14 protein-coding genes and 1 other RNA gene are annotated in these 13,086 nt (G+C 62.5%); 8 read left to right on the top strand and 7 right to left on the bottom strand.

What is annotated here, in order from left to right:
* Positions 1-119: 119 nt before the first annotated feature.
* Both AB7951_RS24965 and AB7951_RS24960 read left to right on the top strand, forming a co-directional pair.
* Positions 120-638: a TIGR02281 family clan AA aspartic protease gene (locus AB7951_RS24965; protein ID WP_120288242.1), complete on the top strand. Its 519-nt coding sequence runs from the start codon at positions 120-122 to the stop codon at positions 636-638.
* Positions 639-782: 144 nt separating this feature from the next.
* Complete coding sequence (locus tag AB7951_RS24960) at positions 783-2,282, top strand: phosphomannomutase/phosphoglucomutase (RefSeq protein ID WP_120288243.1); 1,500 nt, start codon at positions 783-785, stop codon at positions 2,280-2,282.
* A 59-nt stretch (positions 2,283-2,341) separates the two neighbouring features.
* On the opposite strand, the gene AB7951_RS24955 is transcribed toward AB7951_RS24960, so the two are convergent.
* The 6 genes from AB7951_RS24955 to AB7951_RS24930 form a co-directional block, all read right to left on the bottom strand.
* Complete coding sequence (locus AB7951_RS24955) at positions 2,342-3,238, bottom strand: LysR family transcriptional regulator (protein WP_120288244.1); 897 nt, start codon at positions 3,236-3,238, stop codon at positions 2,342-2,344.
* Positions 3,239-3,248: 10 nt separating this feature from the next.
* On the bottom strand, positions 3,249-4,286 hold the full coding sequence (locus tag AB7951_RS24950) for a YeiH family protein (RefSeq protein WP_120288245.1): 1,038 nt from the start codon (positions 4,284-4,286) through the stop codon (positions 3,249-3,251).
* 145 nt (positions 4,287-4,431) lie between these two features.
* Positions 4,432-4,941 (bottom strand): Lrp/AsnC family transcriptional regulator, encoded by a 510-nt coding sequence (locus AB7951_RS24945; protein ID WP_089262825.1) that lies wholly within the window; start codon positions 4,939-4,941, stop codon positions 4,432-4,434.
* 78 nt (positions 4,942-5,019) lie between these two features.
* Positions 5,020-5,952 carry a sugar kinase gene (locus AB7951_RS24940; protein WP_120288246.1) on the bottom strand — a complete coding sequence of 311 codons (933 nt, stop codon included), beginning with the start codon at positions 5,950-5,952 and terminating at the stop codon, positions 5,020-5,022.
* A gap of 16 nt (positions 5,953-5,968) precedes the next feature.
* Complete coding sequence (nudC, locus tag AB7951_RS24935) at positions 5,969-6,907, bottom strand: NAD(+) diphosphatase (RefSeq protein ID WP_120289086.1); 939 nt, start codon at positions 6,905-6,907, stop codon at positions 5,969-5,971.
* Positions 6,908-6,912: 5 nt separating this feature from the next.
* Complete coding sequence (locus tag AB7951_RS24930) at positions 6,913-7,335, bottom strand: HIT domain-containing protein (RefSeq protein WP_068732762.1); 423 nt, start codon at positions 7,333-7,335, stop codon at positions 6,913-6,915.
* A 180-nt stretch (positions 7,336-7,515) separates the two neighbouring features.
* On the opposite strand from AB7951_RS24930, the gene ffs reads away from it, so the two are divergent.
* The 5 genes from ffs to AB7951_RS24905 all read left to right on the top strand — a co-directional run bounded on the left by ffs (position 7,516) and on the right by AB7951_RS24905 (position 11,081).
* Positions 7,516-7,612: signal recognition particle sRNA small type (ffs, locus tag AB7951_RS24925), an RNA gene on the top strand.
* A 170-nt stretch (positions 7,613-7,782) separates the two neighbouring features.
* Positions 7,783-9,672, top strand: a complete 1,890-nt coding sequence (locus AB7951_RS24920) for a DNA polymerase III subunit gamma/tau (RefSeq protein WP_120288247.1) — start codon at positions 7,783-7,785, stop codon at positions 9,670-9,672.
* Between the two features lie 21 nt (positions 9,673-9,693).
* Positions 9,694-10,014 carry a YbaB/EbfC family nucleoid-associated protein gene (locus AB7951_RS24915; RefSeq protein WP_089262819.1) on the top strand — a complete coding sequence of 107 codons (321 nt, stop codon included), beginning with the start codon at positions 9,694-9,696 and terminating at the stop codon, positions 10,012-10,014.
* Position 10,015: 1 nt separating this feature from the next.
* A complete protein-coding gene (gene recR / locus AB7951_RS24910; RefSeq protein WP_089262818.1) occupies positions 10,016-10,618 on the top strand; it encodes a recombination mediator RecR in 603 nt (200 codons plus the stop codon).
* Between the two features lie 16 nt (positions 10,619-10,634).
* Entirely contained in the window at positions 10,635-11,081 is a 447-nt protein-coding gene (locus AB7951_RS24905) for a hypothetical protein (protein ID WP_231078271.1), read from the top strand.
* 11 nt (positions 11,082-11,092) lie between these two features.
* Here AB7951_RS24905 and AB7951_RS24900 read toward each other — a convergent pair whose 3' ends face one another.
* Positions 11,093-12,460, bottom strand: coding sequence for an AmpG family muropeptide MFS transporter (locus AB7951_RS24900; protein ID WP_309947917.1), 1,368 nt, complete (start codon positions 12,458-12,460; stop codon positions 11,093-11,095).
* Between the two features lie 233 nt (positions 12,461-12,693).
* Here AB7951_RS24900 and AB7951_RS24895 point away from each other — a divergent pair, with 233 nt between their 5' ends.
* Positions 12,694-12,990 (top strand): GIY-YIG nuclease family protein, encoded by a 297-nt coding sequence (locus AB7951_RS24895; RefSeq protein WP_120288249.1) that lies wholly within the window; start codon positions 12,694-12,696, stop codon positions 12,988-12,990.
* The last annotated feature ends 96 nt before the right edge of the window (positions 12,991-13,086 follow it).

Genomic DNA, 13,086 nt, shown 5'->3' with positions numbered 1-13,086 from the left:
TTAACGCTTCGCTCATCCTTTTCGCGAAAATAGCAGTCTGTAAGACCGTCCTGAACGGACGGTGGTGAGTCCGTGTGATGAACTCGCGGTTCCCCTGATTGCGTTCAGTGAGGTTGCGTATGCGTAGTATCATGTTCTTCGCGGCGATCCTGATCGGTCTGGGCACCGTGATGGCGCAGATGGCCGACAAGATGACGGCGACGACGCCGGCCATGGCGAAGGCGTCATCCCCTGCACCCGCGACACAGGGCAATGCAAAGGCCGGTGTCCGTAGCCTGTCGATTGCGCGCGATGCGCGCGGTCACTTCCAGACTGAGGGGAGCATCGAGGGCCAGCGCATCGGCTTCATGGTCGATACTGGCGCGTCCGTCATCGCATTGAATGAAAAGTCGGCGGCGCGATTTGGTCTGCGTCCGTCGCGTGCCGATTATAACGCCACGGTGACAACGGCGAACGGAACGCTGAAGGCTGCGCGCACGCGAATCGCTGTCGTGCAGGTCGGTGAACTCACTGTGCGTGATGTCGATGCGATGGTGCTGCCCGATGAGGCACTGTCCGAGAATCTGCTCGGCCTGTCGTTTCTCTCGAAGTTGAAACGCTTCGAATATGCAAATGGCCGGATGGTACTCGAACAGTAGTACCTCATATCCCCCACGCATTCACGCCGCAGCCCAATTCTAAACAAACTCGCATCCTTGAATGCCCATGCGTCTTCCCACAGGCGTGCGCAAAGGCTAAGCCTGCGCATTCGAGATTGATCCCAATTGATGCGAGGTCCTGCGATGTTTCCGAAGCCGAAGCCCTTGCTCGTGCCGAATACCTACGCCTACGAATCCGAGCCGATGGTCAAGGCCACGGGTTTTCGCGAATATGACGCGCGCTGGCTGTTCGGCAAGGAAATCAACCTGATGGGCATTCAGGCGCTGGGCATGGGGCTCGGCGCGCTGATTGCAGAACTCGGCCAGAAGCAGGAAATCGTCACCGGACACGATTTCCGTGGCTACTCCGCCTCGATCAAATACGCGCTGATGACGGGCCTGATGGCCGCCGGCTGCAAGGTCCATGATATCGGCCTCGCGGTAACGCCGATGGCCTATTTCGCGCAGTTCGATCTCGATGTGCCCTGTGTCGCCATGGTGACGGCCTCGCATAACGACAATGGCTGGACCGGTGTGAAGATGGGCGCCAGCAAGCCACTGACCTTCGGTCCGGACGAGATGACCCGGCTGAAGGAAATCGTGCTCTATGCCGAATTCAAGAACAAGGCTGGCGGCTCCTACCAATTCCATGAGAATTATCCGGCGCGTTATATCGCCGATCTCACCAATCGCCCGAAGCTGAAGCGCAAGCTGAAGGTCGTCGTGGCTTGCGGGAACGGCACTGCCGGCGCTTTCGCACCACAAGTGATGGAAGCGATCGGCTGCGAGGTGATCCCGCTCGATACCGAGCTCGATCACACGTTCCCGAAATACAATCCGAATCCGGAAGACATGGAGATGCTGCATGCGATCCGTGATGCGGTGCTCGAACACAAGGCCGATGTCGGTCTCGGTTTCGACGGTGACGGCGATCGCTGCGGCGTCGTCGACAACACCGGCGAGGAAATCTTTGCCGACAAGGTCGGGGTGATGCTCGCCCGCGATATGTCCGCGGTTCACAAGGATGCGACTTTCGTGGTCGACGTGAAATCGACTGGTCTGTTCGTGACGGATCCGGTGCTGCAGAAGCAGAATGCCAAGACGACCTATTGGAAGACCGGCCACTCCTACATGAAGCGCCGCACCAATGAGCTGAAGGCGCTCGCTGGCTTCGAGAAGTCCGGTCACTTCTTCTTCAATGCGCCGGTGGGGCGCGGCTATGACGACGGCCTCGTCTCGGCGATTGCGATCTGCGAAATGATGGACCGCGCGCCGGGCAAGACCATGGCCGATCTCAAGGACGCGCTGCCGAAGACCTGGTCGTCGCCGACCATGTCGCCGCATTGTGCCGACGAGACCAAATACGGCGTCGTCGCTGCGGTGGTGAAGCATTTCGAGGATGCGCAGAAGAAGGGCGATAAGGTCGCCGGACAATCGATCCGCGATCTCGTCACGGTCAACGGCGTGCGCGTCACCTGCGAGGACGGCAGCTGGGGTCTGGTGCGGGCGTCATCGAACAAACCGGAGCTGGTGGTCGTTGTCGAAAGCCCGGTCTCCGAAGCGCGGATGCACGACATGTTCGAAGCCATGAATGTGGTGCTGCGCACGCATCCGGAAGTCGGCGCGTATAACCAGACGATTTGATTTCTGCTGTCGTCGCCCGGCCAAGCCGGGCGACGACAGTTGGTGGAAAATCGTGCGAGTTACGTTCTGGCTGCCTGATCCGCCGCAATCATCTCCGACATCTCCCTTGCCGCTTGCGTCACATAGCGCTCCTTGTGGCGCAGCTGGATGAAGCGCCGTGTTGGCAGCGAGGCTTCGAGGGCGATGAGATCGCCGCTGCCGATCAAGGCGGCGGCAACCAGGCGTGAGATGATGCTCGCACCAGCGCCGGCCACGACGGCCGCGCAGACGGCTTCGTTCGACGGCAGCTCCATGGCGATACGGATGTCATCGGGCGCGATTCCTGATTGGTCCAGTACCGATTGCGCAATGGCGCGCGTGCCGGAGCCGACTTCACGCAGCACCCATTGCGTCTCGGCGAACTGAGCTGGCGCGATGGTGCGTTGTCGCGCCCATGGATGCGATTGACCGACCACCAGCACAAGTTCGTCGTCGCCCACGGGCTGGGTCGCGAGCGCCGGATCGTCAACCGCGCCTTCGACGATGCCGAGATCGACTTCGCCGTCGCGCACCCAATCGGCCACCTGTTCGGTATTTCCGATGCGGAGGCTGAGGTCGATGCCGGGGAAGCGCTGGCGATAGTGCGCCATGACAGGCGGCAGAAAGTAGTTGCCGACGGTCTGGCTCGCGGCCAGCGCAAGGGAGCCGCGCGTCATGCCAGCCATATCGGTGAGGACGGTCGTCGCGGCGGCAGCGCGTGCCAGCACGGCCCGGGCTTCGATCAGAAAGGCGCGGCCAATCTCGGTGAGTTCGATGCGGCGGCCGACACGGTGAAACAGCTGCGTCGCATAGCGCGTTTCCAGCGCCGCAATGGCGGCGCTGGTGGCGGATTGCGTGAGATGCAGACTCTCGGCAGCCCGCGTCATGTGCTCGTGTTCGGCGACGGCGACGAAGATCCGGAGCTGTTCGAGCGTCATGGCATCTCCGTCAGGTAGTCAGCTTCACCAGCATGAGGCTGAAGCTGGCAATGAAGAGGAAGGCTGCGGCGCCGAGCAGCAGCGGGCGCAGGCCCTTGGCGCGCAGCTTCTGGATATTGGTTTCCAGCCCCATGGCGGCGAGCGCCATGGTCAGCAGGAAGGTCGTGATCGGAATGATCACGCTCATAGCTGCATGCGGCACGTCAACGAGGCTATTCAGGATCACCATCGCCACGAAGCCGAAGGCGAACCAGGGCATCGGCACCTTGGCGCTGCCGGATTCCGCGCCCATGGCACGTGCGCGCCGTGTCGCCAGCAGGCCAAGTGCGATCACCACCGGTGCCAGCATCATCACGCGCGCGAGTTTCGCGACGGTGCCGAATTCGCCGGCCTCACGGCTCTGCTGGAAGGTGGCCGCGACCACCTGCGCGATCTCGTGGATCGATGCGCCAGCCCAAAGCCCGAAATGATGTGGGTCGAGCTGCAGCACGCTACCGAGTAGCGGATAGACGAACATGGCGATCGAGCCAAAGATGGTGACGCAGGCGACCGCGTAGGCGACATCCTCATCGGGCGCGCGGGTCACGGTGTTGGTTGCGATCACGGCGGACGCGCCGCAAATCGATGTGCCGGCGGCGATCAGTTCGACCAGTCTGCGGTCGATACCCATCGCGCGGCCAAGCCATGTGGTGAAGATGAAGGTTGCAAGGAGCGTCGCCGCGATCACCGCAAAGCCGATGCCGCCAACCTCCAGCAATTCCGCCGCGGTGAGTTGCAGGCCGAGCAGGATGATGGCGAAGCGCAGGATGCTGCGCATGGAGAAGGTGATGCCGGCTTTGGCCGCAGCCGGCGTGCCGGATGTGTTCTGGATCGCGATACCGATGCCGATGGCCAGGATCATCGGACTGGCGAGGCCGACATAGGGGATTTCACGCAAGGCGAGTGCAGTGCCGGCGATGGCGCCGGTGAGCGCCAATCCGGGAAGAAGCGGGAGGTTGCGAGCAGCAAGCGGGCTGGTGCGGTTCGCATCTTGGGCAAGAACGGTCATGGGCCAAACTCCGGTTTGGCCACATCCTCATGCCGTTTGATCAATAAATCTAATTGATCATTATTGTTGATTCAATCGAAGTATATGATTGATCTGTTTCGGCGTCGTCGCCCGGTCCGACAGGGCGACGACAGCGCGGTATTTCTCAAGCAGCCGGCATCGGTGGCACCGGCAGTGCCGTGACCGACTTGATCTTCTCCATGGCGAAGCGGGAGGTGACGTTCTTCAGGGCCACGGCACTGATCAGCTTCTTGTAGAAGATGTCGTAGCTCTGCATGTCGGCCACGACCACGCGCAGCATGTAGTCGACGTCGCCGGCCATCCGGTAGAATTCCATGACTTCGGGCATGGCGCTGACGGCATCGGCGAATTTCTTCAGCCAGGCGTCGGAATGGTCGCCGCTCTCCACCGAGACAAACACCGAGATACCCAGGCCGATCTTGTTTTGATCGACCAGTGCCACCCGGCGGAGGATCACGCCATCCGCCTCGAGGCGCTGGATGCGCTTCCAGCACGGTGTCGACGAAAGCCCGACGCGGTCGCCGATCTCGGCCACCGACAGCGAGGCGTCTTCCTGCAGGACGGTCAGGATCTTGCGATCGATCGCATCGAGGCGGCGGGTGGATTCAAGGGGCTGGTCGGCGACATCGGTCATGGGAAGAACTTTGTTCTAATTATGGGGTCGAGTAACCTCATATATAGAACATTCTTCCAAAGCAAGCCCTGTCCCGCCTCAGCTAAGGGCGCCGACCCTGGATTCCCTCAAAAGCTGTTCGACTTCAGCACGTTGCGGGCAGGCGAAAGCACCGCCATAGCGGGTGCATTTCAGGGCCGCGGCGGCGGAGGCGAAGCGCAGCGCCTCCGGTACCGACTTGCCGCCCGCGAATTCCAGCGCGAAGGCGCCATGGAAAATGTCGCCGGCGCCGAGGGTGTCCACGGTGTGAACGGGGAAGGCCGGGGTTTCCTTGGGATGTCCGTGCTCGTCGAGCCACAGGGTACCGCGCGGGCCGCGGGTGACGGCGAGGAAAGACGAGGTCAGCGTCGCCATCTTCTGCAGTGCCTTGAGATTGTCGGTGATGCCGGCGGTCGATTGCAGCGCATCGTCCGAAAAGATCAGGTGCGAGGAGGCGGTCAGCAGGCCCTCGCGCTGCGACAGCGTGCTGTCGATGTCGACGACGACGGGAATGCCGCGATGGCGTGCCTCGATGCATAGCTCGGTGGCAAAGCCGGCGCAGCGGCTCTCGACCAGAATGGCACTGCAGTCCTGCAGCAGCAGGTCGTGGTCGGGCAGTTTTACCTTCCAGAGTTCGGGATCGCGGAAGGTGACGATGGTGCGCTCGCCCGACGGGTCGATCATGACGGCCGAGATCGGTGTCACCAGGCCCGGCATATGCACCAGATGCGCGGAGTCGATGCCTTCCTTGGCGAGGTCGTCGAACAGAAACTGGTCGGCGGTCTCGTTCTTGTCGCCCATCGGCCCGGTCATCGACGCCCGGCCACCCAGCCGGCTGACGCCGATGGCGGCGTTGAGCGCATTGCCGCCGATGATCTGGGCGAAACGTTGGGAGGGGAATTTCTGGCCACGCCCCGGGACGGCTTCGACGGCAAAGGTCAGGTCGCGAACCGGCAGGCCGATACACAATACGTGGACAGGCGTGGCACTCATGAAGGATTCCCCGTGGTCAGGCTTGGTCGGGATGCAGCCAGCGACCGAGCAGATGATGCGCGATGGCGAACGGGTGCGGCCCCGCGAGCCCGTCCGGGTGTTCGCGTTTCCACATCAGCATCGCCTCGTCACGGTCAAACCACCGGGCGTCCTCAAGTTCCATCTTGTCGACGGTAATCTCGTCGCTGATGGCGCGCGCCGAACAGCCGATCATCAGGGATGACGGGTAGGGCCAGGGCTGCGTCATGTAATAGGTGACGTCGGTGCAGCGAATGCCGGCTTCCTCGAAGATCTCGCGCTTCACCGCGTCCTCGATGGTCTCGGCCGCTTCGACGAAACCGGCAAGGCACGAATACATGCCCGGAGCGAACTGCTTCTGGCGGCCGAGCAGGCACTTGTCGCCCTTCTCCACCAGCATGATGACGACGGGATCGGTACGCGGGAAATGCTCGGTCTTGCAGCTCGGGCAAACGCGCTTCCAGCCGCCTTCGGCCATCGACGACTTGGTGCCGCAATTGGCGCAAAACCCATGGCGCTGATGCCAGGAGACGAGCGACTTGGCCTGTGCAACCGCCGAAAGCTGCTCCGGCGGCACCATACCCTGCATGGCCATGCCGCGGAGTTCGCTGACGACGACATCGTCGCGGGTCAGCAGCTTTTCCACTGCGGGTGCGCCGATGCCCATGCCGAACACCGCATCGCCGTCACGCAGGCCCAGAAAGACAGTGCCAGGATTGGCGCCGAATTTCAGCGCCTCGTCGATGGTCAGCAGCGCGCGCTGGGCATCGCCATCCTTCTTCATGACCAGCGAGTCGCGGTAGATCACATAAGCGCGCGAGGAGCTTTTGCCCTCCAGCGCGAACAGTTTCTCGTCGCTGAAGCGCAGGTGGGCGGCGCGATCGAGCGTGTTGGAGACGAAGGCCGGATGGCCGAGCGGAAACATGGTGCTTGTCATGATGGTCAACCGAGCCAGATCTTGCGGCGGAGTTCTGAGATGAAGCGCTGCACTTCTGCCGCGTCATGGGCGAGTGGTGGCATCACGCCCCAGATCGGCCGCGGCCAGGCGGCATCGGTCTTGCGTCGCGCGATGATGTGGACGTGCAACTGCGGCACCATGTTGCCGAGCGCCGCGACATTGAGCTTGTCGCATTTGGTGATTTCTTTGAGCGCGCGGCCGACACGGTTGATCTCGGTCATCAACTGGCCCTGCGCGACCTCGTCGAGATCGATGATCTCGGTCGTGTCGGCGCGGCGCGGCACCAGCATCAGCCAGGGGTAGTGCGCGTCCTTCACCACCAGCACGCGGCTGAGGGGGAGGTCGCCGATGTCGATGGTGTCTTGTTGCAGCTGCTCGTGCAGCGACCAGGAGGAGGGAGCGGCCATTCTGACTCTCGATTAAGGCGCACAGCGTCGCAGGAAGCGGCTGCGCAGACAACTCCCGTCATGGCCGGTTTTGCGCGTCTGGACCACGTTTTCTTGCGACTTTCCTGCGCAAAACTTGCGGCGGACTTGCGACACGCGCCGCGCTTGCTTTCCGACCATTTTGGCCCCAAATAAGCACCGGGAGATTGGCGGTGGACGAGCCACTCGCCAATCGGGTCAGGTCCGGAAGGAAGCAGCCCTAACGAGATCCGGATCGGGTCGCTCGTCAGTCTCCTACTTGTTTTATCGAGCAAATTCAGCGTCCTGCACATGGGTCGTTTGCTCGGTGGGCGCCTTGTTCGATGAGTGAGGCAGCATCGAAGGCCGGAACCTGTGTCCCGTTCCGCCTATGATGCGCCAGATGTTCCGCAAGCCGGCTTTACGAGACAACACATTGCGGATTCCTCGATGACCGACGCTGGCACGTCCCCTCCTGATGATCACCAGAGCGGTTTCGATATGGGCAGTCCTTCGGGCGTTGCCCCGGCGCCTGCTGCCGCCACGCCCTATCGCGTGCTCGCGCGTAAATACCGCCCCGGCAGTTTCGACGATCTGATCGGCCAGGAAGCGCTGGTCCGCACCGTTTCCAACGCGTTCGAGACCGGCCGCATTCCGCAGGCCTGGATCCTTACCGGTGTCCGCGGTGTCGGCAAGACAACGACGGCGCGCATTCTCGCGCGTGCGCTGAATTACGAAATGGCCGATGGCTCGGTCAAAGGCCCGACCATCCACATGCCGACGCCCGGCATCCATTGCCAGGCGATCATGGAAAGCCGGCATATCGACATTCTCGAAATGGACGCCGCGAGCCACACCGGCGTCGACGATGTCCGCCAGATCAATGACAGCGTGCGCTATGCGCCGTCCAGCGCGCGCTACAAGGTCTACATCATCGACGAAGTCCACATGCTGTCGACCGCCGCCTTCAACGCGTTCCTGAAGACGCTGGAAGAGCCGCCGGAACACGCCAAGTTCGTGTTCGCCACCACCGAAATCCGCAAGGTGCCGGTGACGGTGCTGTCGCGCTGTCAGCGCTTCGACCTGCGCCGCGTCGATGCCGACGTGCTGATGTCGCATCTGTCGAACATCGCGGGCAAAGAGAATGTCGAGGTCGAGCCGGAAGCGCTGGGCATCATCGCCCGCGCCGCCGAAGGCTCGGTGCGCGATTCGCTGTCGCTGTTCGATCAGGCGATTGCGCATGCCGCGGGCACGGTCCGCGCCGATGCTGTGCGGCAGATGCTCGGCCTTGCTGACCGCACCCGCGTGATCGACTTGTTCGATTCGCTGGCGCGCGGTGACATCGCCAGTGCATTTAAGGAATTTCGCGAACAATACGACGTCGGCGCTGATCCGATTGTGGTGCTGAGCGATCTTGCCGAATTCGTCAATTTCGTCACCCGCGTGAAGATCGTGCCGGCAACCGCCGACAATGTCGCGTTTGGAGAGACCGAACGTCTGCGCGCACGCGATTTTGCCTCGAAGCTGTCGATGCGGGTGCTGTCGCGGATGTGGCAGATGCTGCTCAAGGGCATCACCGAGGTGCAGGGCGCGACGCGTCCCGCCGCCGCCGCAGAGATGGTGCTGGTGCGCATCGCTTACGTTGCCGATCTGCCGACGCCGGATGAAGCGATCCGGATGCTCGACCAGAATGGCGGGACGTCGCCGATGATCCCAACGAATGGTGGAGGCCGTGCCGCGCCATCGTCCCCTCCGTCGGCATCTTTGCCGTCAGCGCAGATGCCGTCCGCCATGCCGACGATGTCAGCGAGTGCGTCGCGTGGTCCGACCATGCAGCGCGGCGGCGCGGAACCATCGCCGCGGCCGCAAGTCGGCATGGCAGATGCACCGCCCGCAGCGGTGCTGAAGATTTCCACCTTCCCTGAACTCGTCGCACTGGCCGGCGAGAAACGCGACCTGATGGTGCGCGGGGCGCTCGAAGCCGATGTGCGCCTGATCAAGATCGAAGACGGGCGGCTTGAGCTGGCGATGGAGCGCACGGCGTCGCGCACGCTGATCAACGACCTGTCACGGAAGCTCGAACAGTGGACCGGCCGGCGTTGGGCCGTGATCGTGTCCAACGAGCAGGGACAGCCGACGCTGCGCGATCAGCAGCTCGAGCAGAAGAATGAGCGCCAGCGTGCGGCGGAAGCCGATCCGCGGGTCAAGGAAGTGCTGGCACGGTTTCCGCGTGCGAAGGTCGAGGTTCGTGTCATCGCCCCTGAGCCGCCGGACTTCAACGGCAGCGATAGCGACCTGATCAGCGATGACGCGACCGACGGTCTCAACGACGACGATTAATCGAACTGCGAAGGAAAACTCATGGCTGATTTTCTCGGCATGATGAAACAGGCAGCGCAGCTGCAATCGAAGATGAAGGCGATGCAGGACGAGCTCGACCATGTCGAGGTCGAAGGTATCTCCGGCGGTGGCCTCGTGTCCGTGCGGATGACCGCGAAGACCGAAGTGAAGGCCGTGAAGATCGATCCCTCGCTGGTTAAAGCCGACGAAGTCGAGATCCTTGAGGATCTGCTGGTCACAGCGCTCGGTGATGCGCGCCGCAAGGCGGAAGCTGCGATGCAAGAGAAGATGCAGGCGCTGACCGGCGGCCTCGGTCTGCCGCCGGGGATGGGCCTTACCTGAGATGGCATCCACGGCCGGTCCGGAAATCGAGCGCCTGATTCAACTGCTGGCGCGGTTGCCTGGTCTTGGCCCGCGCTCGGCCCGGCGTGCTGCGCTGCATCTGATCAAGAAGCGCGAGGCACTGATGACGCCGCTGGCCGGTGCCTTGCAGGTGGCGATCGACCGGATTCAGGTCTGCAAGGTCTGCAGCAATATCGATACGCAGAATCCCTGCACGATCTGCACGGACCCGCGCCGCGATCCCTCGACCATCGTGGTGGTCGCCGATGTCGCGGACTTGTGGGCGCTCGAACGCGCCCATGCGACGACGGGCAAATATCATGTATTGGGTGCAACGCTGTCGCCGCTCGACGGCGTCGGCCCGCAGGATCTGACCATCGACGCGCTGGTGTCACGTGCGCATGATTCAGAGGTGAGCGAAATCATCCTGGCGCTGAATGCGACGGTTGATGGGCAGACCACGGCACATTACATCACCGACCTCCTGCAGGAGGCCAATGTGAAGGTGACGCGGCTGGCACATGGCGTGCCGGTTGGTGGTGAACTCGATTATCTCGACGAAGGCACGCTGTCGGCAGCAATGCGACAGCGGACGCTGTTTTAAGACTGGAAGAGCATTGATGACACGATATGACTTGAAGGCTTTGCCGACCTGGGCCGCTGCGATTTGTGCGGCCGGCCTGTTTGCTACGGCTGCCAGAGGCGCGACCGAAACGCCGGCTCCGCCAGCCGCACCGGTGGCACCGAAGACCATGAAGATCGGCGATGTGCTGACCGGGCAGCTCAACGCCATGCGCAGCCGCGATGCCAAGGGCAAGCGCACCAATGTGTATCAAGTGGTCAGCGAGCCGCGTCGGCTGCCGGCGCCTGCAGGGCTGTGCAATCTTGAGACCGGTCCCGAGACGTTCGAGATCGTCGTTGCCAATGACGTGCAGGCCACGCAGCTGAAGAAGCTTGTCGGCAAGGAAGTTGCGCTCAAGGTTGCTGAAGTCACCTGCGCCGAGCAGGCCGGGCAGATGAGTGAAGCGCTGGTGACGAAATGGAGCGTGGTGACGAAGCCGAACTGAGTTCGCTTCGGTTAAACCCGTACCGGCCCCAGCATCTCGAAATGCGCGCGGCGCTGCAGCCAGATCAGGAGGATCAGGCTCGGCACCGCGACGACCACGCTGATGACGAAGAACATCGGCCATCCCGTCGCTTGCGCAACGTAACCTGCGCCTGCCGACAGATAGGTCCGCCCCACCGCAGCGAGCGCTGTGAGTAGCGCATATTGCGTGGCCGTGTGCAGCGGATTCTTGCAGAGCGCGGAGAGATAGGCGACGAAGATCACCGTGCCGATGGCGCTGGTGAAATTCTCGACCGAGATGGCCAGTGCCAGCGCCCATTGATTGACGCCGACGATGGCGAGCCACGAGAATGCCAGGTTGGACAGCGCCTGCAACACAGCGCCGATCCACAGGCTCGCCGCCAGCGAATAGCGCCGCGCCACGAAGCCGCCAGCGAAGCCGCCGATCAGCGTGGCGGCAAGGCCGACGCCTTTGACGATGGCGGCGTAGTCGTTGCGGGTGAAGCCGAGATCGATCACGAACGGCGCTGTCATGGTGCCGGAAAAGGCGTCGGTGAATTTGAACAGCACGACAAAGGCCAGCGCGGCCCAGGCGTCCTTGCGGGCCAGAAACTCGGAGAACGCGCCGATTGCAGCCTGCAGCACGCGCGTGAAGGCGCTGTCGCCGCGCGTGGCGGCTTCGGCCTGCGCGGATTGCTCGGGCTCGGTGGCCGCAAGCGCTGTGACCGTGCCGATCAGCACCATCGCCGCCATCGCCACATAGCCCCACATCCATGCGGTGGAGCGCGCGATGCCGATGCTCTCGAAGGCGCTGACCAGAAACAGCACGCCGGCGGTGGAGATCAGCATGCCGATGCGATAGGCCGCCACATAGGACGCCATGCCGGCCGCCTGTTCGCTCTCCGGCAGGCTCTCCACACGAAACGCATCGACGACAATGTCCTGCGTCGATGACATCGCAGCGACCAGCAGCGCACCAAGGGCGACGAACAGTGGCGAGCGGGCGGGGTCGGTGAGCGCCAGCAGCAGGATCGCGCCGATCAGCAGCAGTTGTGAAAATACCAGCCAGCCGCGGCGGCGGCCGAACTGTCGCGTGAAGAAGGGCACATGCAGCGCGTCGACCAGCGGCGCCCAAAGGAACTTCAGCGTGTAGGGCGTGCCGACGAGGGCGAACAACCCGATGGTACCGAGATCGACGCCGGATTCGCGCATCCACACCAGCAGCGTCGAGCCGGACAATGCAAGCGGCAGACCCGACGACAGGCCAAGCAGCAGCACGATCAGCACCCGCGGCTGCAGATACACCGCCATGCTCTCGCGCCAGGTGGCACGGGGCTTCAAGGCGAGGGCGGCTTCGGACGAGTCAGGCGCGCTGGTCATGGGGAAAGGTTAGCAGATTCGGGGGAAAGCGGCCTGTGGCTTCGTATCCTTCCCCTCGGTTGTCATCGCCCGGCCTGGCGCGCAATTGCGCGCTAGGACCGGGCGATCCAGTATCCGGCGTTGGTTGTGTTTGGCAGCGTCGTACGAACGTAAGGTCGGTGTATACTGGGTCAACCGGTCAAGCCGGGTGACGACAAGTGAGTTTGGTGCAACGGCAGTGGCGAGTCCTGACGATGCGTGCCTACAACTTTTACGTCTACATTCTGGCAAGCGACATCGGCGGAACGCTTTATATCGGCGTGACGAACGATCTCATTCGCCGCGTATACGAACACAAAACGAAAGCCGCAGAGGGATTCACGAAGCAATATGGTGTGGATCGCCTCGTTTACTTCGAACACTTCGACAATATCGAATACGCGATGCTTCGTGAGAAGCGGCTCAAGAAGTGGAAGCGGGAATGGAAGATTGCGCTGATCGAGAAGGATAATCCGAACTGGGACGATCTGTATCCGATCATCTGCCGGTGAGGGCGCAATAACTCAGTTGCCTCTCGGCACCACTTTCTCAGTTGTTATCGCCCGGCTTGACGGGCGATCCAGTATACACTGCCCTTAACGTTGATA

The organism is Tardiphaga sp. 285_C5_N1_2 (assembly GCF_052076065.1).
GTDB classification, from domain to species: Bacteria; Pseudomonadota; Alphaproteobacteria; order Rhizobiales; family Xanthobacteraceae; genus Tardiphaga; species Tardiphaga robiniae.
This window is presented reverse-complemented; position numbering and strand designations above follow the sequence as displayed.